This window comes from Streptomyces sp. NPDC005799, assembly GCF_040630525.1.
Classification (GTDB): domain Bacteria; phylum Actinomycetota; class Actinomycetes; order Streptomycetales; family Streptomycetaceae; genus Streptomyces; species Streptomyces griseorubiginosus_B.
The window spans coordinates 249937-273749 of record NZ_JBEXXQ010000002.1; the positions used below are offsets into that span (position 1 = coordinate 249937).

A 23813-nucleotide genomic window follows, 5' to 3' on the forward strand; every position below is an offset into this window, starting at 1 on the left:
CTCCCATTCGACGGTCGCTGAGGCCGCCGTGGTCGGCGCCACCGACGCGACGACCGGGCAGGGCGTCGCGGCCTTCGTCATCCTGCGCGGGGACGCGGGCGGGGCGGGGGCCGGGGAGGCCGGTGCCGACGAGGTGGCGGCCGAGCCGCGCGCCCACGTCGCCAAGGAGATCGGTCCGATCGCCCGGCCGCGGCAGATCCTGGTGGTCGCCGAACTGCCCAGAACCCGCTCCGGCAAGATCACGCGCCGCCTGCTGCGGGACGTCGCCGAGAAACGGGACCTCGGTGACGTCACGACACTGACGGACTCGACGGTGATGGACGAGATCCGGGAGCGGCTGCCCTCGGCCGGCTCGGCGGGAGGTGAGGATCAGTAGAAGGCGTCGCTTCCAGCGGGGGCGTGTGCGGGGCTCGCGCGCCTCGGATCAGGGGCGCCACAGGTACCGGACATCCGGCTCCCGCTCCTCGTTGCCGCCGCCGTCCGTGTACTCGACGGCGACGAAGCCGTGGCGCTCGTAGAACCGGTGGGCGGGTTTGTTGACCTGGAAGGTCCACAGGGTGAGCCCCAGCGGACTGCGCTCCTTGGCCAGCGAGACGAACCGGTCTCCGAGGCCGTGTCCACGCCAGTCGGGGGCGAGATAGAGCTGGGACAGCTCGACGTCGGCGAGCACCATGACCCCGACGATCCCGTGCCCGCCCCCGGCGTCCGCGACCCAGGTCTCCCGGAAGGGCACCACGACGTCCCGGAAGTGGCCGCGCACCTCGTCGGCGGACCGAGGGCTGACGACGGTCGGCAGCGCGGCGGCGAAGGAAGACAGCCAGACGTCGGCCGCGGCACGGGCGTCCGGGGCGGCGGCGCGCCGCAGGACGACGTCGGCGTGGAGGGGGCGGGATGGTTCGGCGCGGGTCACGGGCGGTCGTCCCCGTCCGGTACGACGGCGGTCGCGGTGATCTCCACGAGTTGCCCGGTGTAGCCGAGGCAGGCCACACCGATCAGTGTCGACGAGTGCGGCCCCCCACTGAGCCCGGACGCCTCGACGACCTCCCAGACGGCGGACAGCACGGCGGGTTCGGCGGCGACGACGTACACGTCCGTCGCCACGACATGCGCCAGGCCGGACCCGACCGCCCGCAGTTGCTCCGCCAGATTCACCAGCACCTGCTCGGCCTGCCGCACGGGGTCCCCCTCACCGACCAACGTCCCCTCCGCATCGAGCGGCACGGCCCCGGCGAGAAACGCGAGCCGCGTGCCTGCCTCGACGACGGAGGCGTGGGAGTAACGGGGCGGCGGAAAGAGTCCGGGGACGGTGACACGACGGATCACGGGGGCGACTCCTGGGGTCGACGTGGGTGGCGAAGAGGACGCGGGTGGCGGTGCGGCGAGGTTGGACGACTCACCGATGGTCCGGTCCGCGGCCGGGCTCCGCATCTGGTTTTCCGCGCCCTCCTCGGTTGGCGCCGCCGCGATCCGCGCAAGCACCTGTCGCCGGGGGCATCGCACAACCGAGCGGGACACGCGACGGGATAACTGTTCGACACCCCCCATCCCCACCCGCCAGCCTTGTTTTCATGCCCGCCCTCACCGACTCCGCCTTCCTCGACTCCGTCGCCGGCCGCCTCGCGGCCCTTCCCACGGTCCGGGCGGTCGCCCTCGGTGGTTCCCGCGCCCAGGGCACCGACCGGCCGGACAGTGACTGGGACCTGGCCGTCTACTACCGCGGCCACTTCGACCCGGCCGACCTCAGCGCCCTCGGCTGGGAGGGCGAGGTCTCGGAGGTCGGCGGCTGGGGTGGCGGTGTGTTCAACGGTGGCGCGTGGCTGACCATCGACGGGCGGCGCGTCGACGTCCACTACCGCGATCTCGACGTGGTGGAACACGAGATGGCCGAGGCGGAGCAGGGGCGGTTCCGGGTGGAGCCGCTGCTGTTCCATCTCGCGGGGATTCCGAGCTACCTGGTCGTCGCCGAACTGGCGATCAACCAGGTGCTCCGCGGTGAACTGCGGCGCCCCGCCGCGTATCCCGACAAGCTGCGCGCCTGCGCCGCCGGCCGCTGGCACGGCACCGCCCGGGCCACCCTCCGCTACGCCAGGGCCAACCACGCCCCGGCGGGCCGCCTGACGGAGGTCGCGGGTGCCATCGCCACCGCCGCCGTGCAGACGGGGCATGCCGTGCTCGCGGGGCGGGGGGAGTGGGTGACGAACGAGAAGCGGCTGCTGGAGCGGGCCGGACTACGGCAGCTCGACGATGTTCTCGCGGCACTGCGAGCGGAACCCGAGGCACTGCGCCGGGCGATCGCCGAGACCGAGGCACGCTTCGCAGCCCTGTGACCCCGGCCGGGCTCACATTGCCGTCGTGGGTCAGCCGAGAACCTCATACGTCACTGGCGGTCCCGTCGTCGGCGATTCGGCCACTTCCTCGGCGCTGCACCCCCTCATGCCGCCCCTGCTCCTGCCGGCCGTGATCCCGGCCGGCGCCGGGGCCGCATGGCGGTGCGAATAATCGCTCGAATTACCGGAGTTGCCGCTGCTACCTTCCTCGTCGTGGCGAAACTCAATCAGATCATCGCAGTCGAGAAGGGCATCAAGTCCAAGGCGCACCAGGACCTGACGGCCGCTCACCACGGGCTGCAGAAACCCGCGTTGTTGGCCGGAATCTCGCGTACCTACCAGCCGAAGGACGAGGAGGGTGAGCAGCTGCCGCCCGAGTCGACGCGCGTTCAGGTGCAGGCCGAGGACGTGCTGCGGGACACCGCGGCCACCCTGACCCGCCTGTTCGACGTGACCGCCACCAAGGACTGGGCCAACTGCACCGCCCGAGCCGACGTGAAGGTGGACGGGCGGGTGCTTGTCGCCGACGTACCCGTCTCCTACCTGCTCTTCCTCGAGAAGCAGCTCGTCGATCTCAACACCTTCGTACGGAAGTTGCCCGTTCTCGACGCCTCGGAGTCGTGGGTGCAGGACCCGTCCACGGACGCCTGGAAGACGGAGCCCGTACGGACCCTTCGCACCAAGAAAGTGCCGCGGAACCACGTCAAGGCCGAGGCGACCGAGAAGCACCCCGCTCAGGTCGAGGTGTATTACGAGGACATTCCCGTCGGGTACTGGACCACCGTGAAATTCTCCGGTGCTCTTCCCGCCCGCCGCGTCAATGAACTCCTCGACCGCGTCGAGAAACTGCAGCAGGCCGTGAAGTTCGCCCGCGAGGAGGCGAACGGCGTCGACGTCGTCGACCAGAGGGTCGGTGACTCCGTTTTCGGCTACCTCTTCGGGTAGCCTCAAAAGACCCCCCGGTCCTTGGTGACCGGGGTGCGCGAGGAGCGCAAGCTGAAGCTGAGGCTTGTCGTGACTGCGCGGTTCCAGTGGAGGTTCGAATCCTCCCCGCGGCATCCACGTCCGATGTTCCTGCCGCGGTAGCCCAACCGGCAGAGGCAGACCGCGATCAATCTCAGACTCTCGCTCCAGACTCAGCATTCGCCGTCGATCGCCGGATCGACCGGGCCCAGGCCCCAGGGCGTCGAAATGCCGGTTCAAGTCCGGTCCGCACAGCTCGATGTGCGGTGGTCCAAAGGCAGGACGCGACGACATGACGACTGACCTGGACCCTCAAGCGTGCCGGCGTGCGCAGTTGGACGGCATCACAGGACCCGGGGGCAGGCTACGCCCTCGGGTCCGCTCGCGTTCACCAGGCAATTGCGTTCATAAAGAACGCGGCTCCGGCGCCGACCGTCACCCCTCGGAAACACAATCGTCCCGTTCGCTCCAGATCGCCGCTCTACCGTGGACACCCCACCCCACCCCGCCACCCGGCCACCGTCGCCCGAAGGCGTACCCCGCCCTCGTCCGGACAGGAGCCCTGTGTCCCGTACGTTCGTCGCTCTTCCTCCTTGGCTCGCTCATGCCTTTCGTGCTCAAGGCGGACCCGTGCCGTGGAGCGCGGTGGCCCGGGGTGCGCTGTCCGCCGGGCCGCTGCTTCTCGTCGCCGTACTCGCCGACCGCACCCAGCTCGGCGTCAGCGCCGCGATCGCCGCGATGCTCGCCGGCATCAACGACCGTCCCGGCAGCCGGCGGATGTCCGTCAAGCGGATCGGTGTGCCCGCGCTCGCGGGCTGCGGCGGGCTGCTCGTCGGGACGTACGGCGGGCAGCACCTCGGTGCCGTCGCCCTGACGCTGCTTCTGACCTGCGTCGGGCTCGTCGCCGGTGGCATCAGTGCCGCCGGACCCGTCGCCTCCGGTGCCGGGACACAACTGCTCGTCGCCTCCGCCATCGGGGCCGGGATGCCGGGGCCCGCGCCCGGGTGGCTCCGGGCCATCGCCTACCTGGGCGGCGCCGGCTGGCTGCTCGCGCTGCGGCTGGCGCTGCCCACGCCCGGCGCCACCGCCGGTGACTTCCGCTTCGACGGGGAGCGGGACGCCGTCGCCGCCGTGTACGACGCCGTCGCGGACCTGCTCGACGCGGTCGGGAGCGCGGAGGCCGTCGGACGGCGGGAGGCGCTCACAGCCGCCCTCGACCACGCGCAGGACGCCCTCTCCGGGCCTCGGCTGCGGCGGTACGCCTCCTCCGCGGCCGAACGGCGACTGCACGCCCAGTACGCCGCCGCGCTGCCGCTCGCCGAGGCGGCGACCGCGCTCGCGTGGGCCGGGGAGGCGGTCGGCGGGCGGACGTCCGAGGGGCCACGGCGGCTCGCCGCCGCCGTACGGAAGAACACGCCCACCGGGCCGCTGCCCGCGCCCCACCGGTCCGCCCCCGCGCTGCGCGCGCTCGACGACGCCCTGCTGCAGGCCGCCGACGCCTTCGACCGGGGGAGCGCCGGTGATCCGCCCACCCGCCGGCGGACCGCTGCGAGTGTGCCGCGGCTCGTCCTCGGGGCCGGTGGGCGGGAGTACGGGCTGCGGGTCGCCCTCTGCTTCGGGGCCAGCGCCGCCGTCGCGCAGTATCTGCATCACGCCCGCTGGTACGGGCAGCACTCCCACTGGTACTGGCTCCCGGCCACCGCCGTGTTCCTGGTCAAGCCGGACCTCGGGCCGCTTGTCTCCCGGGTTCTGTGCCGGGCCGCCGGGACCGTGCTCGGCGCGTTGGTCTTCGCCGGCTTGGCCGCCGTGCTGCCCCGGCCGGAGGGGCTGATCCTGCTGGTGGCGGTGAGCGGCGCGCTGATCCCCGTCTCCACCCGGCACTTCGCCGCGCAGACCGCCGTCGTGACTGTGCTCGTCCTCGCCCTCGTCATGGTCGGCGGGGAGCCCCAGGCCTCCCTCAGCCGGATCGGGGAGACGCTGCTGGCCTGCGCGATCGTGCTGGTCGTCGGCCATCTGCCGATGCCGGGGCAGCGGGGAGGGGGAGTACGGTCCCGGCTCGCGGCGGCGGGTGCGGCCGCGCAGGCCTACCTCGGGCATGTGCTGAGCGAGCCCTCACCGAGCGGGCTCGGTGAGGGCATGCCCGACGACCGTGCCGTGCGGTGGGCCCTGCGCCGTGAGGCCTACCGGCGGCTCGCCGAGGCCCGTACCGCGATCGCCCTGGCCGCCGCCGAACTTCCGCCGCTCGCCCGGCACTCGGAGGGCGCGGACACCGTCGTCGCCACCCTCGAACGACTCGTGGACGCCACCACCGCCTGCGCCGTCCACCTGGACGACTCCGGTCGGCTCTCTTCCTGGGACGTGCGGCAACTGACAGATCTGCTCGATGAGTTGGGGCACCAGAGGCATGGAGTACGGCTGCCCCGACTGCCCTTGGCCGGGTAGCGTCGGGCACGGCGGTTTTGGACGCTGCGGCGGACCGGGCCACTGGGGCAAGCGGCCCACAGGGCGTCGGCCGCTCGGGCGATTTCCCGGCCGGGGCAGCCGCCGGTGACGTGCGGCGCCGCGCACGCTGCGTCTGGCGCCGCATCCGGTGCCCTCTGCCTCGTACCAGGAGAGACCCATGCCCCGATTCCCGCAGCTGGCCGGTGTCGCCACGGCCGCCCTCGCCCTCGGCGCGCTCGCCGCGGCACCCGTGCCCGGTCCCGGACCGACCCTGTCCCATCCGCGGATCGTCGCCCACTTCGACTTCGCCGCCGGGCAGACCCCCGAGAACATCGCCCTGGAACCCGACGGGTCGGCCGACCTGACCTTCGCCTTCGCCCGGCAGGTCGCCAACGTCACGCGGCACGGCGACACCCGGATCCTCGCCACGCTGCCCGCCGAGGCCCACCCGAACACGCCCATCATCCAGGCGGCCATCGTGCTCGGCATCGCCCGCGCCCACGACGGCACGCTGTACGTCAACTACGCGACCGGCACCAGCTGGACGGGCATCTGGCGCATCGCCCCCGACGGCAGCCGGCCCGTGCAGATCGCGAGGCTGCCCAAGAACGGGCTGCCCAACGGTCTCGCGCTCGACGAGCGTCGCGGTGTGCTCTACGCCGCCGACTCGGTGCTCGGAACGGTCTGGCGCGTGCCGCAGGAGGGCGGCAGGCCGGTCGCGTGGGCACGCGGGACCGCGCTCGACCCGGTGCCGGGCGGAAGCGGCTTCGGCGTCAACGGCATCAAGGTCCACCACGACGCCGTGTGGGTGTCCAACACCGACCGCGGGACGCTGCTGCGCATCCCCGTCCGCCCGGACGGCTCGGCGGGCCGGATCGAGACACGGGCGACCGGACTCGACGGCATCGACGACTTCGGCTTCGTCGGACGGCGCGGGGACACCGTCCTCGCCGCGCTGAACACCGACAGCGAGGTCGCCCTGGTCCGGCCCGACGGCAGCCACACCATCGTGCTGACGCAGCGGGAGGGGCTGTCCAACCCGACCTCCGTGGCCGTGCGCGACCGGCTGGTCTACGTGCCCAGCGCCGCGTACTTCACCATGAAGGACCCGAACCTGCTCCTGGCCCACCTGAACCAGCACCACGGTCGCTGAGCGCGGCGGGCAGGGACCGTCGGTCGTCAGCCCACCCGCACCCACACCGGCGCGTGGTCCGAACCCGGTTGGCCGCGCCGCCCCGCCGGGTCCGGGCCCACCGACGGCAGGCGCGGGGTGTCCTCGCCGGGCATCCCCGTGCCGGCCGCCGTCACACGATGGACCAGACGGTGGCTGACCAGGATGTGGTCGATCAGCTCGCGCCGCCCCGAGTCGATCCGGGAGTAGCGCTGCGCGGCGGGTATCAGCGGTGCCACGTCCCACAGCCGCTCGGCGTCGCCCCGGTCGGGACGGTCGTATCCCGGCGTGCCGATCTCGGAGCCGGGCGGGCCGAGCAGGATCTGGGTGGTCGCCGCCTGCACCTCGTCGTTCATGTCGCCGAGTACGGCCACGTCCCGCTCGCGTCCGTCGCCGGCCAGCAGTTCGTCGGCGAGGGCGCGCAGGGTGGTGGCCTCGGCGGCGCGGCGGTACAGGGCGTAGGCGCCGTAGCGGGCGCGTTCGCCCTCGTCGTGGGGGAAGAAACGATCCCCCGGCGGATAGGACAGCAGTTTCGACTTCAGGTGGGCCACGGCCACCCGCAGCGGACCGGCGTCCGTGGCCACCTCCACGGCCAGGAAACCGCGTCCCGCCGCCGAGACCTCGGTGCCGGAGTCATCCTCCTGCACGGGACGCAGTTTCGCCGGGAAGGCGTTCGTGTCGGACAGCACCCGCAGCGGCGTACGGCTGACGAAGCCGACCCGGATGCCCCGGTGGTCGGGGTGTTGCGAGAGCTCGGTGTGCCAGTCGCCGCCCACCATGCCGAGCAGGTCCTCCAGCGCCTGTGGATCGCCGACCTCCTGCACGCCGAGCAGCGCCGGGTCGAGGTCGGTGATCACGGCGGCGAGGGCGGCGAGCTTGGTCTCGTAGGCGGCCTTGTCCTTGGGCCCCGAGGGGGTTCCGGGCAGGAAGAGATTCTCGAGATTCCAGGTGCCGAAGAGCATGCCGGGCTCCCTTCCAGAGCCGTCGGGCGAGCTTGGGACCAGGGTGCCGGACCGGGCTTCTCCCGAACACGGCGACGACAGGATGCGCGGTTCGGCTCACGCGGGGCGAGGACCGCGGCATACGTTGGCGGGATGACCGAGTCTGCCGCCGATCTCATCATCACCGGATGTACGGTCCTCGTGCACGACGATCAAGAGCGGATCGGGTTCCGGGAGGACGCGGCCGTCGTCGTCCGTGGCGGTGTCGTCGAGGCCGTGACGACGGCCGTGGACGCGGCGCTGCTGTCCGCCGCCGAGCGCATCGACGCGCGCGGACTGGTCGCCATGCCCGGCCTGATCAACTGTCACACGCACGCGCCGATGGTCGCGCTGCGCGGAGTGGCCGAGGACCTGCCGACCGAGGAGTGGTTCAACGACGTCGTCTGGCCGGTCGAGTCCAACCTCACCGAGTGGGACGTGGAGTTGGGGGCGCGGCTCGCCTGCGCGGAGATGATCCGGGCCGGGGTGACCTGCTTCGCCGACCACTACTTCGCCATGGACGCGGTGGCCTCCGTGGTCGAGGAGTGCGGGATGCGGGCGCATCTGGGGGAGGCGTACTTCTCCTCTCAGGGGCCCCAAGGCCGGGAGAAATCACTGGAGTTCGCGCTGCGGAACCGGGGCGGTGGCGATGGCCGCATCACCACGGCGCTCGCCCCGCACGCCCCCTACACCGTCGACGACGCCGACCTCGCCGCCACCGCGGAACTCGCCCGCGAGCACAGGCTCCCCGTGCACCTGCACGCCGCCGAGAACCGTGAACAGACCGAGGCCAGCCTCCAACACCACGGCGTCACCCCGATCGAGGTCCTCGAACGCACCGGCATCCTCGACACGGACGTCCTGATCGCACACGGAACCGGCATCGTGGAGGGCGACCTGCCCGTCCTGGAACGCGCCCGCGGCCGGGTGTCCGTCGCCACCGCGCCGCGGGGCTACCTCAGGTTCGCCTGGCCCACCACCACACCCGTCCGCGCGCTGTACGACCTCGGGATTCCCGTCGGACTCGCCACGGACGGGGCCGCCTCCAACAACTCCCTCGACGTATGGGAGTCGATGGCCCTGACCGCCCTCGTCCAGAAGTCGGCCACGGGCGACCCCCGCTGGCTGACATCCCGTCAGGCCCTGCACCACGCGACGCTCCAGAGTGCCCGGGCGATCGGCCAGGGCGACGTCCTCGGCACCCTCGCCCCCGGCCGCCGCGCGGACATCGTCCTCGTCGACCTCACCGGGCCGCACACCCAGCCCGTCCACGACCTGGCGGCCACCCTCGTCCACAGCGCCCGCTCCTCGGACGTCCGCACGACGATCGTCGACGGCCGCGTCCTGATGCGGGACCGGGAACTGCACACCGTCGATGTCCCGCCAGTGGTACGGGAGTTGGGGGCACGGCTGCCGGTACTCCTCGACCGCGGCCACGGCCGCCGCATCCAGGACTACAAGACCTGAAATCCGGTCGCGGAGAAGCGGTTTGACGCCAACCGGGGGTGACCGGGCCGTCGCTCCAGGTGATTTCACGGTACACAGGTAGGCCGAAGCGCACTCGTCCGACGGGGAGGGCCGGCCGGTGGAGCTGTCGATCGACGTCGCGGTACTGCTCGCTGTCATCATCTTCGTGCGCGTACGCCGCAAGGTGCAGGCCCGCAGCCGGTCCGACCAGTGGCTGACCGTCTGTCTCGCGCTCGCCTTCGGTGTGCTCATCGCCCCCACCGCCTTCGGGCAGGGCGTGTTCCATCTCGTGGGTCAACTCGCCCAGGGAGTAACGCAGTCCACCAGTCCGTGATCTCCTAGGCTGGCCCCCATGGACCCCGCCGACGGCCTCCTCGAGCATCCTTACGACGTCTACCGGCGCCTGCGTGAGACCGCGCCCGTGCATCGGATCACCGGGCCCGACGGGACGCCCGCCTGGCTCGTCACCCGGTACGAGGACGCGCGGGCGGCGCTGGCGGACCCCCGGTTGTCGCTCGACAAGCGGCATGCCACGGCGGGGACGTACCAGGGGTTCTCCTTGCCGCCCGCACTCGACGCGAACCTTCTGAACATGGATCCGCCGGACCACACCCGGGTCCGGCGCCTGGTCGGCCGGGCCTTCACCCCGCGTCGGATCGAGCGGTTGCGGGCCCCGATCCGGGAGACCGCGGACCGTCTTCTCGACGCACTGGGCGCGGAGGGCACCGCCGATCTCGTCGCCGCCTACGCCGCGCCCCTTCCCATCACCGTCATCTGCGACCTGCTCGGCATCCCGGAGGGCGCCCGGCGGGACTTCCGGGAGTGGACCGACACCCTCATCGCACCGGACCCCGCGCACCCCGGGGCCGCGAAGGAGGCGGTGGTGGCGATGCTCGGCTTCTTCACCCGGCTGCTCGCCGACAAGCGTGCCGAGCCCGCCGACGACCTGCTGTCCGACCTGATCGCCGTGCGCGAGGAGGGCGACCGGCTCAGCGAGGACGAGCTGATGTCGCTGGCCTTCCTCATCCTCTTCGCCGGGTACGAGAACACGGTCCAGCTCATCGGCAACGCCGTGCTCGCCCTCCTGCAGCACCCGGTCCAACTGGCCGCCCTGCGCCGGGACCCCGGTCAAGTCGCCCTCGCGGTCGAGGAGTTCGCCCGATTCGAGACCCCCGGATCCCTCGCCATCCGGCGTTTCCCCGTCGAGGACGTCACCATCGCCGGCGTCACCGTCCCCGCCGGCGAGACCGTCTGGGTCTCCCTCGCCTCCGCCAACCGCGACCCCGCCCGCTTCCCCGACCCCGACCGTCTCGACCTCGCCCGCGACACCTCCGGCCACCTCGCCCTCGGCCACGGCATCCACTACTGCCTGGGCGCACCCCTGGCCCGCGCCGAGACCGAGATCGCCGTGGCCGCCCTGCTGGAACGGTTCCCGGTACTCGCCCTCGCGGACGGCGACCTGCGGTGGCGCCGCTCGCTGCGCGCCCGCGGCCTGGTCGCGCTCCCGGTGACGTACGCGCGCAAGAGCTCCTGAGAAAAAGTCCCGGGGCGCGATGAGTTCCGCCCTCGCCGTCGGTCACCACTGGCAACGGACCGTTGCAGCAGGAGGGGCCATGTCGCTTCCGGAGATCGTCTCGCGCGAGCAGTGGCGCGCGGCGCGCGAGGAGTTGCTCGTCAAGGAGAAGGCCGCCACACGCGCGCGTGACGCCCTCAGCGCCGAGCGACGGCGGCTGCCCATGGTCGAGGTGGACCAGGAGTACGTGTTCGAGGGCGGCGACGGCAAGGCCGTCCTGCCCGACCTGTTCGATGGGCGGCCGCAACTGGTGGTCTGCCACTTCATGTTCGCCCCGGAGTGGGACGCGGGCTGCCCCGCTGCTCGGCCTTCCTGGATCAGATCGGGCATCTGGCACATCTCAGGGCGCAGGGGACTGCCTTCGCGGCCGTCTCCCGGGCGCCGTTCACGAGGATCCTGCCGTTCAAGGCGCGGATGGGGTGGACGGTGCCCTGGTACTCCTCGTACGGCAGTGACTTCAACCGCGACTTCGAGGTCACCCTGGAGCGCGAGGGGGAGTGGGTGGAGCGGCCCGGCATCAGCTGCTTCCTGCGGGACGGCGAGCGGGTCTTCCACACCTACTCCACCTTCGAACGCGGGCTCGACGGGCTCGGCCCGACCACGACGTTCATGGATCTGACCGCGCTGGGGCGGCAGGAGATCCCCGTTCGTTATCACGATGAGTACGAGGACTGACACAAAAAGTTAACGAGATTGCCGTAAAGTAACCAGATCCTCACACTCCGCGTTGAACTAGTGTCAACTACGTCTCAGTCCAGCAACTGAGCGAGGCTTTCTCGACCGCCAGGGCGTTAACTCCTACAAGTACAACGCTTTCTGGAGGTGCGAGATGGTGAACGGGCGAACAGTGCTCGAACGCTTTCCCGCAGGTGGGCCGCGAGGCTCGTGGCCGGCGGAGGAGTTCGCGCACGCGCGACGACTGGAAGGACTGCCCGCGGAGGTCGTCATGGACCTCGCGACGGACACGTTCCTGGTGATCGTGCGCGGGGACACGGCCGCCGACGCGGTCGCCTGAGAGGCGTCAGCCCGCCTTCGGGGCGGGCACCGGCGCCCTGAACTGTTCCGCCTGGAGCGAGTACAGCTCCGCGTAGATGCCCCCACCGGCCAGCAGCTCCTCCGGGGTGCCGGACTCCGCGAGCCGGCCCTGGTCCAGGACGTGCACCAGGTCCGCGTGGCGTACGGACGCCAGCCGGTGGGTGATCAGGATCACCGTCTGCCCGGCGGAGGCCAGGGCGCGGATCTTCTCGAAGACCTCCAGCTCGGCCCGTGCGTCCAGCGCCGCCGTCGGCTCGTCCACCACCAGGATCCGGCCACGCCGGTAGGCCGCCCGGGCGATCCCGAGCCGCTGCCACTGACCGCCGGACAGCTCGTGCCCGCCGCTGAAGTTGCGCGCCAGCAGGGTGTCCAGGCCGCGCGGCAGATCGGCCACCACCTCCTCGGCGCCGGCCTCGGCGAGCGAGGCCGCCAGGCGTTCCTCGGTCAGCGGGGCCGAGGAGCGGCCGATGGCCACGTTCACCCGTGCGGTGAACGGCCAGCGCTTGAAGTCCTGGGCCACCATCGCGATCCGCCCGGCGAGCTGGTGCCGGTCCGCGGTCGCCGTGTCCACGCCGTCCCACAGGATCCGGCCCGCGTCCGGGGTGTAGAGGCCCGCCAGCAGCTTGACCAGGGTCGTCTTGCCGGAGCCGTTCTCCCCGACCAGCGCCACGATGCGGCCGAGGGGCAGGGTCAGGGTGACGTCGTCGAGGGCGGGACGGGCCGACTCACCCGGGTAGCGGAAGGTGACGTTCTCGAAGCGGATCTCCCGGGGGTCCTCCGGCAGCGGGTCGCCGCCGACCGGGATCGCCCGTTCGGCCGCCTCGACGTACAGCTTCTGCATGTCACCGACGAACAAAGCCTCCTCATGGAGCGAATTGACCGCCAGGACCATGTTGTCCAGGCTCGCCGACCCGGTCCGGATCGCGATCACCGCGGTGCCCGCCACCGACAGCGCCATCGCCCCGCCGAGCAGCAGCCCGACGAGCGTCGCGTACGTCGCCACGGTCGCGAGCCCCGTCCAGGCCGCCGCGATCAGCCCGGTGCGCGCCGCCAGCCGGGCCAGCCGGGCCTGCTCCGTCTCCGCGGTCTCCGACATGGCCCGGAAATGGCGCAGCAGGAACGGTCCGACGCCGTGCACGCGGATCTCGGGAGCCGCCGCGGGCTCGGTCAGCAGTCCGCTGATCAGCTGTCCGGCCCGGGCGTGCTGCACCCAGGTGTGCCAGGACTCGTAATGCCGCCGCGCGTTCGTCAGCGCGCCCCATGCGCTGGGCAGGGTCATCGTCACCAGCAGCGGAAGCAGCGCAGGATGCAGCACGGTCAGCACACCCGCGGCCGCGATCAGTGAGATCAGCGCGTTGATCGCGCGGGTGGCGTACGAGATCATCCGCCGTGCGGAGCCGGCGCCGTACTGCGCGGTGTCCAGCAGCTTGTGGAAGGCGTGGTCCTCGATCGCGGCCAGCTCCACGGCCGCCGCCCGCTCCAGGTACAGCTCGGTGGCCACCCGCTCCACCTTGGGCTCGAGCCGCCCGGTCGCATACGTCGACGCGGCCCGCAGCAGCGTCCCGACCAGCATGACGGCGGCCATGGCGGTCAGCACCGGTACGGCACCGCGCAGCCGGTCCGCGATCGCCCCGCCGGTGATCAGCCGCCCCAGCACGCTGTTGACGGCGAGCAGGCTCACCGCCTGGGTGGCGCCCCGGCCCGCCTCGGCGGCCAGCACGATCCGCGCCGCCCGGGGGTCGGCCTGCCAGGCCAGCCGGAAGCTGGAGCCGAGCAGGGCCGGCAACCGCGTCACCATGGCCCGGAAGTTCAGCTCCAGGAACGCGTCCCGGTGCTGGTTCCAGCCCATGTCGTAACGCAGCGGGCCGCCGAAGAGCAGTTGCTCCGACTCGGAGACCCCGACACCGGCCGACTCACGTTTCTTCCCCACCGCCGGCCTCCCCCGATCCGCCTGGCACGCCGCCGAACGGCCACTATCGCGGGCTCACGGCCCGGCTGGCAGGGCGCAGGAGGAACAAGGGGGAGCGCGCGGGGCGTACGCCACCCGGGCGGCCCGATGTTTACGCAACCACGGTGCCGTCGCGGCTACGCGGTCACCGGGCGTGACCAGGTGGGCGTCGTCCCCGTCACCCGGCACACGGCCAGATACAGCGGGATGGGCGGGGTGTAGGGGAGTGTGCCGTCCGGCTTGTGGATCAGGCCGGGGACCGCCGGGGCGTCCGGAACAACCGCCCCGGCGGCGTACTGGGCGGGGGCGGGCCACTCCAGGGCGTAGTCGGAGTCGGACGGGACGAGCCACCACCAGTGCGCCTCATCGGCGTAGACGCACCCCACTCGTGGCAGCCGGGGCAGCACCAGCGGGCCGAAAGGGGCCGGCACCGCCACCGCGTCGCATCCCAGAGGAGCCGTCATCCCGTCCGGTACGGGCAGTCGCCGGGGCGTGCCCGAGGCGTGCCGCCCGCGTTCGAGGCGGACCAGCGTGTCCAGGTTCAGCACCCGACGGCCGGACGCGGCCCTCAGCCCCATGTGATCCCCGTCCCCTGCGTACCGTGGCGCGCGTCCGGCTCGTCCTCGTCCCCCGAGCCGCCGGCCGGTCCCGGCTTGGGGCGGGCTCCCCAGCCCAGGTCGTTGCACGGCTCGTGCGCCTCGCGGCTCTGACGTGTACACGGCCCGCAGTCGTGCCGCGGCTCGTCCGCCTGGCGAGGCAGCTCCGCCCAGACGAGCAGGCCGGGTCCGTGTTCGTGTGCTCCCCATGCGTGACAGAGGGCGTCGATGAGAAGCAATCCCCTCCCGTGCTCCTCCTCGGGCCGAGCCCGCGACGGGTGGGGCGCACCCGGCGCACAGCCCTCGTCACGCACGGCTATCCGCACCAGGTCCGTCCCGTCGTGCAGCTCGCACACGATGTGGCGGCTCGCGGTGTGGACCAGTGCGTTGGTGACCAGCTCGGTGACCACCAGGGCGGCCGTGTCACAGATGTCCTCGCACACCGACCAGCCGTTCAGCCGGGCCTTGGTCAGGTGTCTGGCCTGCGCGGGAGAGCCCGGATGCGCGGCCAGCTCGAACCGGAACCGGCGCTCGGCTGTGGCCCCGGCGGGGCCTGGCCCTGCGGCGGCACCGAGGCTGTGGGGGCGGCCTTCGGCGGCGTCTGTTCCTAAGGGCGCGGACGGAATCACGCTTGCCACTATCGCCCCGTCGTGAACACTTGGCAAGTGTCACTCTGAAAATTGCAGAGTGCGGTGTGACGTTGTGGAAGGGCGTGGCACACTGCTCGCAACAGCACGTCGAGCGGCGCCAGTTGAGATCAACGAAGATCGGTACCGAACCGTACGGATCTTCGAATAGGTCTTCGAATGGCGCCGCATGGCTGTCAGCATGCTTTTCGGATCCCGGCGAGGTGGAGGTGGAGCGTGAGCGAACCACGGTCCGCGCCGACGGTCGGTCAGGTCGTCCTCGGCCGACGCCTGTTGGACCTGCGGGAACGCGCGGGACTCAAGCGCGAGGAAGCCGCCAAGGTGCTGCGCGTCGCCCCCGCCACGGTCCGCCGTATGGAAATGGCCGAGGTCGCCCTCAAAATCCCCTACCTCCAGCTGCTGCTGAAGTCCTACGGCGTCTCCGACGAGGAGGCGGAGACCTTCGTGCAACTGGCCGAGGAGGCCAACCGGCCGGGCTGGTGGCAGCGGTTCCACGACATCCTGCCGGGCTGGTTCTCGATGTACGTCAGCCTGGAGGGCGCGGCCGCCCTCATCCGCTCCTACGACCCGCATTTCCTCCCCGGCCTGTTGCAGACCGAGGACTACGCGCGCGGGGTTCTCAAGTCGGGCGCCATCGGCCAGACCAGGCCCGAGGACATCGAGCGCCATGTCGCGCTGCGCATACAACGCCAGGAACTGCTCACCCGTCAGGGCGCGCCCCGATTCTGGGCCGTGTTCGACGAGACCGCGCTGCGCCGCCCCGTCGGCGGCCCGGAGGTGATGCGTGCCCAGATCGACCGACTGCTCGAGGCCACGAAGTTGCCCAATGTGACGCTGCAGGTCGCGCCGTTCCTCAACGGCCCGCACCCCGGAACGTTCGGGCCCTTCGTGCTGTTCCGATTTGCCATGTCAGAACTGCCGGACATGGTCTACAGCGAGTACCTGACCGGCGCCGTCTACCTGGACGCGCGCGCCGAGGTGGCCACCCATCTCGAGGTCATGGACCGCATGGCGGCGCAGGCCGCTACGGCACATCGCACGAAGGAGATCCTCCTGGATCTCCGCAAGGAGTTGTGAATGGATCGCATCAAGCCGCGCAAACACGTCTACAACGGCATGCCCGCACGGGAGTTGGGCAGCGAGGGCTGGCACAAGCCCTGGAGCGGCGGCAACGGCGGCAACTGCCTGGAGGCGATGAAGCTCGCCGACGGCCGGATCGCCGTCCGCCAGTCCACCGACCCGGACGGCCCGGCGCTGATCTACACCACCGACGAGATGACGGCGTTCATCGAGGGTGCCAAGGCGGGGGAGGCCGACTTCCTGCTGTCGTGAGCCACTGAACCGACGTGGTACTGCGTTGTTGCTGCTGAATTGATGGGTGCGTTAATCATGGTTGAGATCGACACAGGCAAGCCGTATCCGACCCGGACGGGTCGCAGGCCCTAGCTTTTCGAGGGTCAGGTGCCGGGCGCGTGCGGTGGCAGCGCCCGGCACAGTGCTTCCAGGGCCGCCGTGTACGCGTGTTCCGGGGGTGTCGCATAGCCCACGACCAGTCCGTCCCCGGCGTCCATGTCCGTCTCCGGATGCCGGAACGCGGCCAGTCCGTCGAGGGCGACGCCCTGCCGGGCGGCGGCCTCGGCGGCGGAGCGCTCGGTGCCGGGCGGCAGTCGCAGCACCGCGTGCAGGCCGGCCGCGACGCCGGTGACGCCGACCCGCGGCGCGTGCTCGGCGAGCGCCGCCACGAGACGGTCCCGGCGGCCGCGGTACCGCTGCCGCATCCGCCGTACGTGACGGTCGTACGCCCCGCTGGAGATGAACTCGGCGAGGCACAACTGGTCGAGGACGCTCGCCCAGGCCTCGCGCTCGCCCTTGGCCGCGAGCACACCGTCGACGTACCGCTCCGGGAGCACCATCCAGCCGAGCCGCACGGCCGGTGACAGGCTCTTGCTGACCGAGCCGAGCAGGATCACCCGCTCCGGGTCCAGGCCCTGCACGGCCCCCACGGGCTTGCGGTCGTAGCGGAACTCCCCGTCGTAGTCGTCCTCCAGCACCACACCCCCACGCGCGCGTGCCCAGTCGACCACGGCCGCGCGCCGCTCCGGACGCAGCGGCCCACCGGTCGGGAACTGGTGCGCCGGCGTGAGCAGCACGGCCCGCTCACGCCCCAACCGATCCACGCGCGCCCCGTCCTCGTCCAGGGGCAGCGGTACGGTCCGAACGCCGGCCGCCGTGAGCAGTTCCCGGTGGAAGGGCAGCCCGTACGCCTCCACGGCGAGCGGTCCGCGCAGCACACGGCCGCCGAAGAGCAGCCGCAGGGCGTGCGCGAACCCGGAGCAGATCACGATCCGCCCCGGCTCGGTCCGCACCCCACGTGCGCGTGCCAGATACTCGGCGAGCGCCTCCCGCAACTCGATCCGCCCGGCGGGATCTCCCGGCCCGAACGCCTCGTTGGGTGCCTGCTGGAGGGCCCGCCGACTGCACGCCAGCCAGGCCGAGCGGGGGAAGGACGAGGCGTCGGGGGTGCCTTGACGGAGATCGTGGCGGGGTGTGGGCGGGGGTGTTTTCGTGGCACGCGCGGGTGATGGCTGTGTCGATGCTCGCGAGTGTGGGGGCTGCGTTGATGCGCGCGAGTTCGGTGCCGGCGTTGATGCGCGCGAGTTCGGTGTTTGCGTCGATGCACGCGCGGGTGCTGGCTGTGTTGACGCGCGCGAGTGTGGGGGCTGCGTTGATGCGCGCGCGAGTGGGGGTGGTGGCGTACGCGCGCGTGGAGGTGCGTCAACGGGACCTTTCACGGCGTGTCGCAGCGGTTCCGCCCGTTCCGCGACCCGGGTCCCCGAGCCCTGCCGCGCGGTGAGCCAGCCCTCCGCGACGAGTTCGGCGTACGCGTCGGCGACGGTGTTGCGGGCGACACCGAGGTCCGCGGCGAGCGAGCGGTACGGCGGCAGCCGGGTGCCGGGAGCGAGCCGCCCACCGCGCACCGCCTCGCGCAGCGCGCAGATGAGCGCGGCCCGCCGTCCGCCCGTCGCGGGCAGCTCCAGATGGAGGTCGGCCCCGATCCGCTCAGCCGAATTGACCCATGAATTTGCCACAGAAATGCACCCTACAGGGGGTCTTTTCGCTCCGTAGGGTGAAGGACATGACGACGAACACGACGGTTTCCCCCACCACGCCGGCCCTGCCCGAGCAGCCCCGCCTCGACTTCGCGAAGACCGCCCCGAAGGTGTTCCGCGCGCTCATCGGCTTCGATGCCGCGGCCCGCGAGGGCCTCGATCCGGCCCTGGTCGAACTCATCCAGATCCGCGCCTCGCACCTCAACCACTGCGCGTACTGCCTCCACATGCACACGAACGACGCCCGCAAGGCCGGCGAGAGCGAGGACCGGCTGCACATGGTCCCCGTCTGGCGCGAGGCCCGCCACTTCTTCACGGAGCGGGAACAGGCCGCTCTCGCGCTGACGGAGGCGGTGACCCTGGTCGCCGACACCGGTGTCCCCGCCGACGTCCACGCGCAGGCGGCCGCGCAGTTCGACGAAACCGAGCTGGCCCAGGTGCTGGCCCTGATCCTCACGATCAACACGTGGAACCGGGTGGCCCTGTCCACGGGCAAGGTGGCGGGGACGGACGAACGCCGCCGCTGAGCCGCACAGGTGCCGTCCAGCCCGCTACACGGTCATCGGGCGGTCGTACGGCCCGATCGGCGCCGGCAGTCGCGAACTCCCCGTCAGATAGCGGTCGACCGCCGCCGCCACGGCCCGCCCCTCGGCGATCGCCCACACGATCAGCGACTGCCCCCGGGCGGCGTCCCCCGCGGCGAACACGCCCGGCACGCTCGTCCCGAAGTCCGCACCCCGGGCGATCGTCCCGCGCGCCTCCATCGCCAGCTCCAACTGGTCGATCAGCCCGTCGTTCCGGTCGGGCCCGGAGAAACCGAGCGCGAGCAGCACGAGGTCCGCGGGCAGAGTCCGCCCGGTCCCCGGCAACGGGAGCCGTCCCGCGTCCACCTCGACCAGGTGCAACGACCGCACATGCCCGCTGTCGTCCCCCGTGAAGCGGAGCGTGGACGCGGCGAACAACCGCACGTCCGCGTCCGCCTCCGGCGCCGTCTCCAGATCCCGCGCCTCCTCGTGCGCGGCCGACAGCCGGTAGATCTTCGGGTACGTCGGCCACGGTTCGGTGTCGTCGTCCCGCTCGGCACCCGGCTGCGCGTAGATGTCCAGCTGGGTAATGGACGCGGCCTCCTGGCGCACCGCCGTGCCCAGACAGTCCGCACCCGTGTCACCGCCGCCGACGATGACGACATGCTTCCCGGCGGCGGACACGGGGGAGCACTCCAGGTCTCCCTCGCACACCCGGTTGGCCAGCGGCAGATACTCCATCGCCTGATGGATGCCGTCCAACTCCCGTCCGGGTATGGGCAGTTCACGCCACGCCGTCGCCCCGGTCGCGATCACCACCGCGTCGTACCGCGTCCGCAGCTCCGCCGCCCCGACATCCCGCCCGACCGCCGTCGACGTACGGAACTTCGTCCCCTCGGCCCGCATCTGCTCGATCCGGCGCTCCAGATGGTGCTTCTCCATCTTGAACTCGGGGATGCCGTACCGCATCAGCCCGCCGAGCCGGTCGTCCTTCTCGTACACGGCGACGGTGTGCCCGGCCCGCGTCAGCTGCTGCGCCGCGGCCAGCCCGGTCGGCCCCGAACCGATCACCGCGACGGTCCGCCCGGAGAGCCGGTCCGGCGGACTCGGCGGCGCGAAGCCCAGCTCCCAGGCCCGGTCGGCGATGGCCACCTCCACGTTCTTGATGGTCACCGCGGGCTGGTTGATGGCGAGCACACACCCCGCCTCGCACGGCGCCGGGCACAACCGCCCCGTGAACTCGGGGAAGTTGTTGGTGGCGTGCAGCCGGTCCGCCGCCGCCCGCCAGTCGTCCCGGCTGACCAGGTCGTTCCACTCCGGGATCAGGTTGCCGAGGGGACAGGCCTCGTGGCAGAACGGTATGCCGCAGTCCATGCAGCGGTCCGCCTGCTTGTCGATGATGGGCAGCAGAGCCCCGGGGACATAGACCTCGTTCCAGTCCCGGACCCGCTCCGCGACCGGTCGGCGGGGCCAGTCCCGGCGAGGCGTGGTCATGAATCCCTTGGGATCGGCCATGGCCGTCTTCCTTGAGGTGCGCGTGCGACAGGCCGTGCGTCTTCGGGCGGCACTCTTCCGGCCACGATACGACGTGTCGGCCCCGGTCGCAGAGGGGACGGAAAGTGCTTTCCGCCCGCGCTCTCCGGTTCAGGTCAGCGCCAGTACGTACGCCACCGCCGCGCCCGCCGAGGCCACCGTCCGGACGTGGTTCCACATGGTCCACTCGCGCACGTACGACGGCCAGTACGCCGCCGCCTCCGGGGTGCCCGGGTCGAGCCTGAGCAGCGCCTCGTTGCGCGGCACGTTCGCGACCATGGTCACCCCGAACGATCCGATCAGATACAGCGCGCTGCCCACCAGCAGCTCCACCTTCCCGTCGTCCGGCCACAGCACGAAGGTCACCACGCCCAGCACCGCGCACAGTACGGCCGACCCCACGAACACGACCATGAACGCCGGCATCACCGCCGTCACATTGATCGCGTTCATCGCCGCCACGCCCTGCGCCGGCGGCAACGCGGCCAGCCCGCGCATCACGAACGTCGAGAACGCGCAGAACACCCCCGCCACCAGCCCGGTCCCGAGCACACCCAGCACCGTCAGCCAGAGGTACGGTCCGTCGATCACGTCAGCGTCATCTCCCCGCGTCGAGCCGAGCCCAGCCCCGGCACCTCCTCCTGCCCCTCCAGTGAATGCCCACGCGTCCCCGGTGACCATGACCGAGAGACGCGGACACATACGCGAACGTCCAGAGCCGGAGAGGACGCGAGCGTATGAACATCCGGGGGCCGTCGCGGCCCGTCGCGCCGCCGGGTTCCGCTGTGTTCCGTCGCCACGGCGAGCGACTCGCGCACCGCACACCGACGTTGTCCGGCGACCGCGTCCCACACCTCACCGGCAGGTCACCCCACGTCCACTCCCGCCTCCGTCCCCTCGTCCCGCCATCCCCGCAGCACCGTCTCCACCCCCGGCCGGATCCGCCGTCGAGCCTCGTGCCGCGGCACGCCGCTCATCAGCAACTGGTCGTACGGCGTCTCCACATGCCGCACCGACGCCACGACCGCCGACACCACCGCCCCCTCCGACAACGCCCGCCCCGCAGCACTCCGCCCCACCCGGCCACTGCCCCGCACGGACGCGTGCGCCGCGATCTCCCGCGCCCGCTCATCGGGGCACCCCGGAAACAGCCGCCGTATCTCCGCCGCGAACGCCTCCGCGAACCGCACATCCTCCGCGGCCCGCCGTCTGGCGTCCCGTGCCCGGCGCCGCCGCCGCGCCTCCGCGTCCGCCAGACACCGGTCCTCCGCGCGGACGAGCCCCGCCTCCTCGACCAGGACGCCCTGCCGCTCGTATCGTGCCTTGCGCCGGTTGAAGCGCACGACCACCGCCGACAGCGCGCTCTCCTCCCGCGACCGCCGCGTCAGCGCCGTGTCACCGCGCGGCAGGAACACCAGATGCCCGAGATCGGCGCAGTCCAGACACCGCGGCGCCCCCTCCTCGAGCACCAACAGCGACAACGGTCCCGCATGACACTCCCCGCACTGCCGCCGCCTCAGCGGCTGAATGACGAGAAGGCCGGTACGGCCCGTAGGAGTTGCCAGGTGCGCCATACCCGTTCCCTTCCCCGTCACACGACCCGGGCCTACCCCCATCGGTCATACCTCCGTCACCGACACCGCTCACCGACACGCGGGTGTACCGGCGTACAGACGCACGGGTGCCGCTTCGGAGTCCCACTCTCCGTACCCACCAACCGGACGACGCGTCCTGACCCGTGGTGCCGCACCGGCGCGACGCGTCGCGCTCGGTACCTGACGCATCATGGGCCCTGTGCGACTCGAAGCGATCACCTGGGACCGGCTCGGCGACCTCCTGGCCGAGCGGCTGCTCGACCTCCAGCCCGTCGACGGCAGCTCCTGGCCCCGCATAGCCTTCGACGGCGCCCCCGCGGCCCGCCCCGGAGACCTCGCCGAGCGCGTGTCCGAGGCGCTGCGCGTACGTGGCCGCCCCTCGCTCACCGTCGGCACCCAGGGCTTCCTGCGCCCCGCCTCGCTCCGCCTGGAGTACGGCCGTCAGGACGTGGAGGCCTACTACGACGGCTGGTTCGACACCGCCGCCCTGTGGCGCGAGGTCTTCGGCCCTCTCGAACCCGGCGGCGACGGACGTGTCCTGCCCGATCTGTGGGACCCGGCCACCGACCGCGCCACCCGCAGCTCCTACGTCCAACTCCCGCCCGGTGGCTTCCTGTTGCTGCACGGCCCCCTCCTGCTGCGGCACTGGTTCCCCTTCGACCTGACCGTCCATGTCCTCCTCTCGCCCGGTGCCCTGCGCCGCCGCACACCCGATGCCGACCACTGGACGCTCCCCGCCTACGAGCGCTACGAGTCCGAGACCGACCCGGCCGGCACCGCCGACGTCCTGGTACGGGCCGACGATCCTGGGCATCCGGCGTGGAGCGGCTGACCGACGGCGAGCAGACCGGATCCGTAATCCACTTTTCAATGCGCGTGCATATAATTAGTCTCTCCCCATGACGACCTCCTCGATCGACCCCGTTCGCTTCACCGCCCCTGTCCGCGCCCTCCTCGACGGCAGGAACTTCGCCGGCGTCGCCACCCTCGGCCCCGACGGCTCCCCGCAGAACTCGGTGGTCTGGATCAAACGCGAGGGCGACACCGTGCTCTTCTCCTCCACCGACGGCCGACAGAAGGTGCGCAACCTCCGCCGCGACCCCCGCGTCAGCCTCTCGGTCTTCGACCTCGCCGACCCCTACACCTCGGTCGAGATCCGCGGCACCGCCGAGATCCTCCCTGACGAGGGCAAACGGCTCCCGTACGAGCTCTCCCACAAGTACCTCGGCATCGACCCTCCCGCGGAGAAGGACGACGAGGTCCGCGTGATCGTCCGTGTGGTCCCACGGAAGATCGTCGGCTTCTCCGCCTGACCGTCACCCGTTCCCGGCGCCACGGACCCGTTCGCCCCCTGCCACCGCCGAGTTCCGGGTGCATCCGGCATCCGGCGCGGCGAGAATGTAGGGCGCCGGTTTCAGCGGTGCGTCCCGCGCCGCTCCGGCCGCCCGGCACCGGGAGGTACTCCATGACCACCGCCGGAGACATCATGCACCGTGGCGCCCAGTGGATCCCCGCCCACGAGACGCTGGACCGCGCCGCCCAGCTGATGCGCGAGCTGAACGTCGGAGCCCTGCCCATCAGTGACGACAACGAGCGGCTCTGCGGCATCCTCACCGACCGCGACATCGTCGTCGGCTGTGTGGCCATGGGCCACGACCCGGCCAGGGTGACCGCCGGTGAGATGGCCCAGGGCACCCCGCGCTGGATCGACGCGAGCGCCGACGTCGACGACGTGCTCAGGGAGATGCGGGACCACCAGATCCGCCGGCTCCCCGTCATAGAGAACAAGCGGCTGGTCGGCATGATCAGCGAGGCCGACCTGGCCCGGAACCTGACGCAGGACCAGATCGCCGACTTCACCCACAGCGTCTACGCCACGGCCATGACCCGCTGACCGGCCGC

General features: G+C 71.7%; 24 protein-coding genes and 2 pseudogenes. 16 read left to right on the plus strand and 10 right to left on the minus strand.

Annotated features, from left to right (window positions below; genetic code table 11):
* Position 1 precedes the first annotated feature (1 nt).
* Positions 2 to 376, plus strand: a pseudogene (locus ABZ453_RS03115) (acetyl-coenzyme A synthetase); the annotation flags it as partial.
* A gap of 48 nt (positions 377 to 424) precedes the next feature.
* Here ABZ453_RS03115 and ABZ453_RS03120 read toward each other — a convergent pair.
* Together ABZ453_RS03120 and ABZ453_RS03125 are read right to left on the minus strand one after the other, a co-directional pair.
* A complete protein-coding gene (locus tag ABZ453_RS03120) occupies positions 425 to 910 on the minus strand; it encodes a GNAT family N-acetyltransferase (RefSeq protein WP_359010963.1) in 486 nt (161 codons plus the stop codon).
* Positions 907 to 1323 carry a RidA family protein gene (locus ABZ453_RS03125; RefSeq protein WP_359010965.1) on the minus strand — a complete coding sequence of 139 codons (417 nt, stop codon included), beginning with the start codon at positions 1321 to 1323 and terminating at the stop codon, positions 907 to 909. The genes ABZ453_RS03120 and ABZ453_RS03125 overlap by 4 nt, the downstream gene beginning before the upstream one ends.
* Before the next feature lie 245 nt (positions 1324 to 1568).
* Between ABZ453_RS03125 and ABZ453_RS03130 the strand changes: the two genes are divergently transcribed.
* The 4 genes from ABZ453_RS03130 to ABZ453_RS03145 all read left to right on the plus strand — a co-directional run bounded on the left by ABZ453_RS03130 (position 1569) and on the right by ABZ453_RS03145 (position 6885).
* Positions 1569 to 2327: a nucleotidyltransferase domain-containing protein gene (locus tag ABZ453_RS03130; RefSeq protein WP_359010967.1), complete on the plus strand. Its 759-nt coding sequence runs from the start codon at positions 1569 to 1571 to the stop codon at positions 2325 to 2327.
* A 213-nt stretch (positions 2328 to 2540) separates the two neighbouring features.
* Positions 2541 to 3272 (plus strand): hypothetical protein, encoded by a 732-nt coding sequence (locus ABZ453_RS03135; RefSeq protein WP_359010969.1) that lies wholly within the window; start codon positions 2541 to 2543, stop codon positions 3270 to 3272.
* Positions 3273 to 3854: 582 nt separating this feature from the next.
* Entirely contained in the window at positions 3855 to 5732 is a 1878-nt protein-coding gene (locus tag ABZ453_RS03140; RefSeq protein ID WP_359010971.1) for an FUSC family protein, read from the plus strand.
* Between the two features lie 178 nt (positions 5733 to 5910).
* Entirely contained in the window at positions 5911 to 6885 is a 975-nt protein-coding gene (locus ABZ453_RS03145; protein WP_359010973.1) for a hypothetical protein, read from the plus strand.
* A 26-nt stretch (positions 6886 to 6911) separates the two neighbouring features.
* On the opposite strand, the gene ABZ453_RS03150 is transcribed toward ABZ453_RS03145, so the two are convergent.
* A complete protein-coding gene (locus ABZ453_RS03150) occupies positions 6912 to 7865 on the minus strand; it encodes an endonuclease/exonuclease/phosphatase family protein (RefSeq protein ID WP_359010975.1) in 954 nt (317 codons plus the stop codon).
* A gap of 132 nt (positions 7866 to 7997) precedes the next feature.
* On the opposite strand from ABZ453_RS03150, the gene ABZ453_RS03155 reads away from it, so the two are divergent.
* The 5 genes and pseudogenes from ABZ453_RS03155 to ABZ453_RS03175 all read left to right on the plus strand — a co-directional run bounded on the left by ABZ453_RS03155 (position 7998) and on the right by ABZ453_RS03175 (position 11938).
* Positions 7998 to 9350 (plus strand): amidohydrolase, encoded by a 1353-nt coding sequence (locus ABZ453_RS03155; RefSeq protein ID WP_359010977.1) that lies wholly within the window; start codon positions 7998 to 8000, stop codon positions 9348 to 9350.
* Between the two features lie 118 nt (positions 9351 to 9468).
* Positions 9469 to 9684: a hypothetical protein gene (locus tag ABZ453_RS03160; RefSeq protein WP_359010979.1), complete on the plus strand. Its 216-nt coding sequence runs from the start codon at positions 9469 to 9471 to the stop codon at positions 9682 to 9684.
* Between the two features lie 18 nt (positions 9685 to 9702).
* On the plus strand, positions 9703 to 10884 hold the full coding sequence (locus ABZ453_RS03165; RefSeq protein ID WP_359010980.1) for a cytochrome P450: 1182 nt from the start codon (positions 9703 to 9705) through the stop codon (positions 10882 to 10884).
* Between the two features lie 79 nt (positions 10885 to 10963).
* Positions 10964 to 11598 (plus strand): annotated as a pseudogene (locus ABZ453_RS03170) (DUF899 domain-containing protein).
* A 154-nt stretch (positions 11599 to 11752) separates the two neighbouring features.
* Positions 11753 to 11938 carry a hypothetical protein gene (locus ABZ453_RS03175; RefSeq protein ID WP_207929725.1) on the plus strand — a complete coding sequence of 62 codons (186 nt, stop codon included), beginning with the start codon at positions 11753 to 11755 and terminating at the stop codon, positions 11936 to 11938.
* Between the two features lie 6 nt (positions 11939 to 11944).
* Here ABZ453_RS03175 and ABZ453_RS03180 read toward each other — a convergent pair whose 3' ends face one another.
* The 3 genes from ABZ453_RS03180 to ABZ453_RS03190 all read right to left on the minus strand — a co-directional run bounded on the left by ABZ453_RS03180 (position 11945) and on the right by ABZ453_RS03190 (position 15140).
* Positions 11945 to 13807, minus strand: coding sequence for an ABC transporter ATP-binding protein (locus ABZ453_RS03180; RefSeq protein WP_359011181.1), 1863 nt, complete (start codon positions 13805 to 13807; stop codon positions 11945 to 11947).
* A gap of 236 nt (positions 13808 to 14043) precedes the next feature.
* Entirely contained in the window at positions 14044 to 14484 is a 441-nt protein-coding gene (locus ABZ453_RS03185; protein WP_359010982.1) for a hypothetical protein, read from the minus strand.
* On the minus strand, positions 14475 to 15140 hold the full coding sequence (locus ABZ453_RS03190; protein ID WP_359010984.1) for an ATP-binding protein: 666 nt from the start codon (positions 15138 to 15140) through the stop codon (positions 14475 to 14477). The genes ABZ453_RS03185 and ABZ453_RS03190 overlap by 10 nt, the downstream gene beginning before the upstream one ends.
* A 225-nt stretch (positions 15141 to 15365) precedes the next feature.
* On the opposite strand from ABZ453_RS03190, the gene ABZ453_RS03195 reads away from it, so the two are divergent.
* Complete coding sequence (locus ABZ453_RS03195) at positions 15366 to 16226, plus strand: helix-turn-helix transcriptional regulator (protein ID WP_359010986.1); 861 nt, start codon at positions 15366 to 15368, stop codon at positions 16224 to 16226.
* Positions 16227 to 16481: a DUF397 domain-containing protein gene (locus ABZ453_RS03200; RefSeq protein WP_058925966.1), complete on the plus strand. Its 255-nt coding sequence runs from the start codon at positions 16227 to 16229 to the stop codon at positions 16479 to 16481.
* A gap of 125 nt (positions 16482 to 16606) precedes the next feature.
* Here the strand turns inward: ABZ453_RS03200 and ABZ453_RS03205 are convergent, their stop codons facing one another.
* Positions 16607 to 18238 carry a PLP-dependent aminotransferase family protein gene (locus ABZ453_RS03205; RefSeq protein WP_359010988.1) on the minus strand — a complete coding sequence of 544 codons (1632 nt, stop codon included), beginning with the start codon at positions 18236 to 18238 and terminating at the stop codon, positions 16607 to 16609.
* 47 nt (positions 18239 to 18285) lie between these two features.
* Here ABZ453_RS03205 and ABZ453_RS03210 point away from each other — a divergent pair, with 47 nt between their 5' ends.
* On the plus strand, positions 18286 to 18786 hold the full coding sequence (locus ABZ453_RS03210) for a carboxymuconolactone decarboxylase family protein (RefSeq protein ID WP_359010990.1): 501 nt from the start codon (positions 18286 to 18288) through the stop codon (positions 18784 to 18786).
* A 24-nt stretch (positions 18787 to 18810) separates the two neighbouring features.
* Here the strand turns inward: ABZ453_RS03210 and ABZ453_RS03215 are convergent, their stop codons facing one another.
* The 3 genes from ABZ453_RS03215 to ABZ453_RS03225 form a co-directional block, all read right to left on the minus strand.
* Positions 18811 to 20298: a glutamate synthase subunit beta gene (locus tag ABZ453_RS03215; protein WP_359010992.1), complete on the minus strand. Its 1488-nt coding sequence runs from the start codon at positions 20296 to 20298 to the stop codon at positions 18811 to 18813.
* Positions 20299 to 20427: 129 nt separating this feature from the next.
* Complete coding sequence (locus ABZ453_RS03220) at positions 20428 to 20907, minus strand: anthrone oxygenase family protein (protein WP_359010994.1); 480 nt, start codon at positions 20905 to 20907, stop codon at positions 20428 to 20430.
* 275 nt (positions 20908 to 21182) lie between these two features.
* Positions 21183 to 21890, minus strand: coding sequence for a DUF2293 domain-containing protein (locus ABZ453_RS03225; protein WP_359010996.1), 708 nt, complete (start codon positions 21888 to 21890; stop codon positions 21183 to 21185).
* Positions 21891 to 22101: 211 nt separating this feature from the next.
* On the opposite strand from ABZ453_RS03225, the gene ABZ453_RS03230 reads away from it, so the two are divergent.
* From ABZ453_RS03230 to ABZ453_RS03240, 3 genes are all read left to right on the plus strand, one after another.
* Positions 22102 to 22743, plus strand: coding sequence for a uridine kinase (locus ABZ453_RS03230; RefSeq protein ID WP_359010998.1), 642 nt, complete (start codon positions 22102 to 22104; stop codon positions 22741 to 22743).
* Positions 22744 to 22810: 67 nt separating this feature from the next.
* Positions 22811 to 23224 (plus strand): PPOX class F420-dependent oxidoreductase, encoded by a 414-nt coding sequence (locus ABZ453_RS03235; RefSeq protein ID WP_359010999.1) that lies wholly within the window; start codon positions 22811 to 22813, stop codon positions 23222 to 23224.
* Positions 23225 to 23376: 152 nt separating this feature from the next.
* On the plus strand, positions 23377 to 23805 hold the full coding sequence (locus ABZ453_RS03240; RefSeq protein ID WP_359011001.1) for a CBS domain-containing protein: 429 nt from the start codon (positions 23377 to 23379) through the stop codon (positions 23803 to 23805).
* Positions 23806 to 23813: the final 8 nt, after the last annotated feature.

What these genes read in the sequence shown, in the direction of transcription:
- ABZ453_RS03130 (WP_359010967.1), top strand. Translation starts at nt 1,569, where the DNA reads ATGCCCGCCCTCACCGACTCCGCCTTCCTCGACTCCGTCGCCGGCCGC.
- ABZ453_RS03145 (WP_359010973.1), top strand. Translation starts at nt 5,911, where the DNA reads ATGCCCCGATTCCCGCAGCTGGCCGGTGTCGCCACGGCCGCCCTCGCC.
- ABZ453_RS03150 (WP_359010975.1), bottom strand. Translation starts at nt 7,865, where the DNA reads ATGCTCTTCGGCACCTGGAATCTCGAGAATCTCTTCCTGCCCGGAACC.
- ABZ453_RS03155 (WP_359010977.1), top strand. Translation starts at nt 7,998, where the DNA reads ATGACCGAGTCTGCCGCCGATCTCATCATCACCGGATGTACGGTCCTC.
- ABZ453_RS03165 (WP_359010980.1), top strand. Translation starts at nt 9,703, where the DNA reads ATGGACCCCGCCGACGGCCTCCTCGAGCATCCTTACGACGTCTACCGG.
- ABZ453_RS03175 (WP_207929725.1), top strand. Translation starts at nt 11,753, where the DNA reads ATGGTGAACGGGCGAACAGTGCTCGAACGCTTTCCCGCAGGTGGGCCG.
- ABZ453_RS03180 (WP_359011181.1), bottom strand. Translation starts at nt 13,807, where the DNA reads ATGGGCTGGAACCAGCACCGGGACGCGTTCCTGGAGCTGAACTTCCGG.
- ABZ453_RS03185 (WP_359010982.1), bottom strand. Translation starts at nt 14,484, where the DNA reads ATGGGGCTGAGGGCCGCGTCCGGCCGTCGGGTGCTGAACCTGGACACG.
- ABZ453_RS03200 (WP_058925966.1), top strand. Translation starts at nt 16,227, where the DNA reads ATGGATCGCATCAAGCCGCGCAAACACGTCTACAACGGCATGCCCGCA.
- ABZ453_RS03210 (WP_359010990.1), top strand. Translation starts at nt 18,286, where the DNA reads ATGACGACGAACACGACGGTTTCCCCCACCACGCCGGCCCTGCCCGAG.
- ABZ453_RS03215 (WP_359010992.1), bottom strand. Translation starts at nt 20,298, where the DNA reads ATGGCCGATCCCAAGGGATTCATGACCACGCCTCGCCGGGACTGGCCC.
- ABZ453_RS03225 (WP_359010996.1), bottom strand. Translation starts at nt 21,890, where the DNA reads ATGGCGCACCTGGCAACTCCTACGGGCCGTACCGGCCTTCTCGTCATT.
- ABZ453_RS03230 (WP_359010998.1), top strand. Translation starts at nt 22,102, where the DNA reads ATGGGCCCTGTGCGACTCGAAGCGATCACCTGGGACCGGCTCGGCGAC.
- ABZ453_RS03235 (WP_359010999.1), top strand. Translation starts at nt 22,811, where the DNA reads ATGACGACCTCCTCGATCGACCCCGTTCGCTTCACCGCCCCTGTCCGC.
- ABZ453_RS03240 (WP_359011001.1), top strand. Translation starts at nt 23,377, where the DNA reads ATGACCACCGCCGGAGACATCATGCACCGTGGCGCCCAGTGGATCCCC.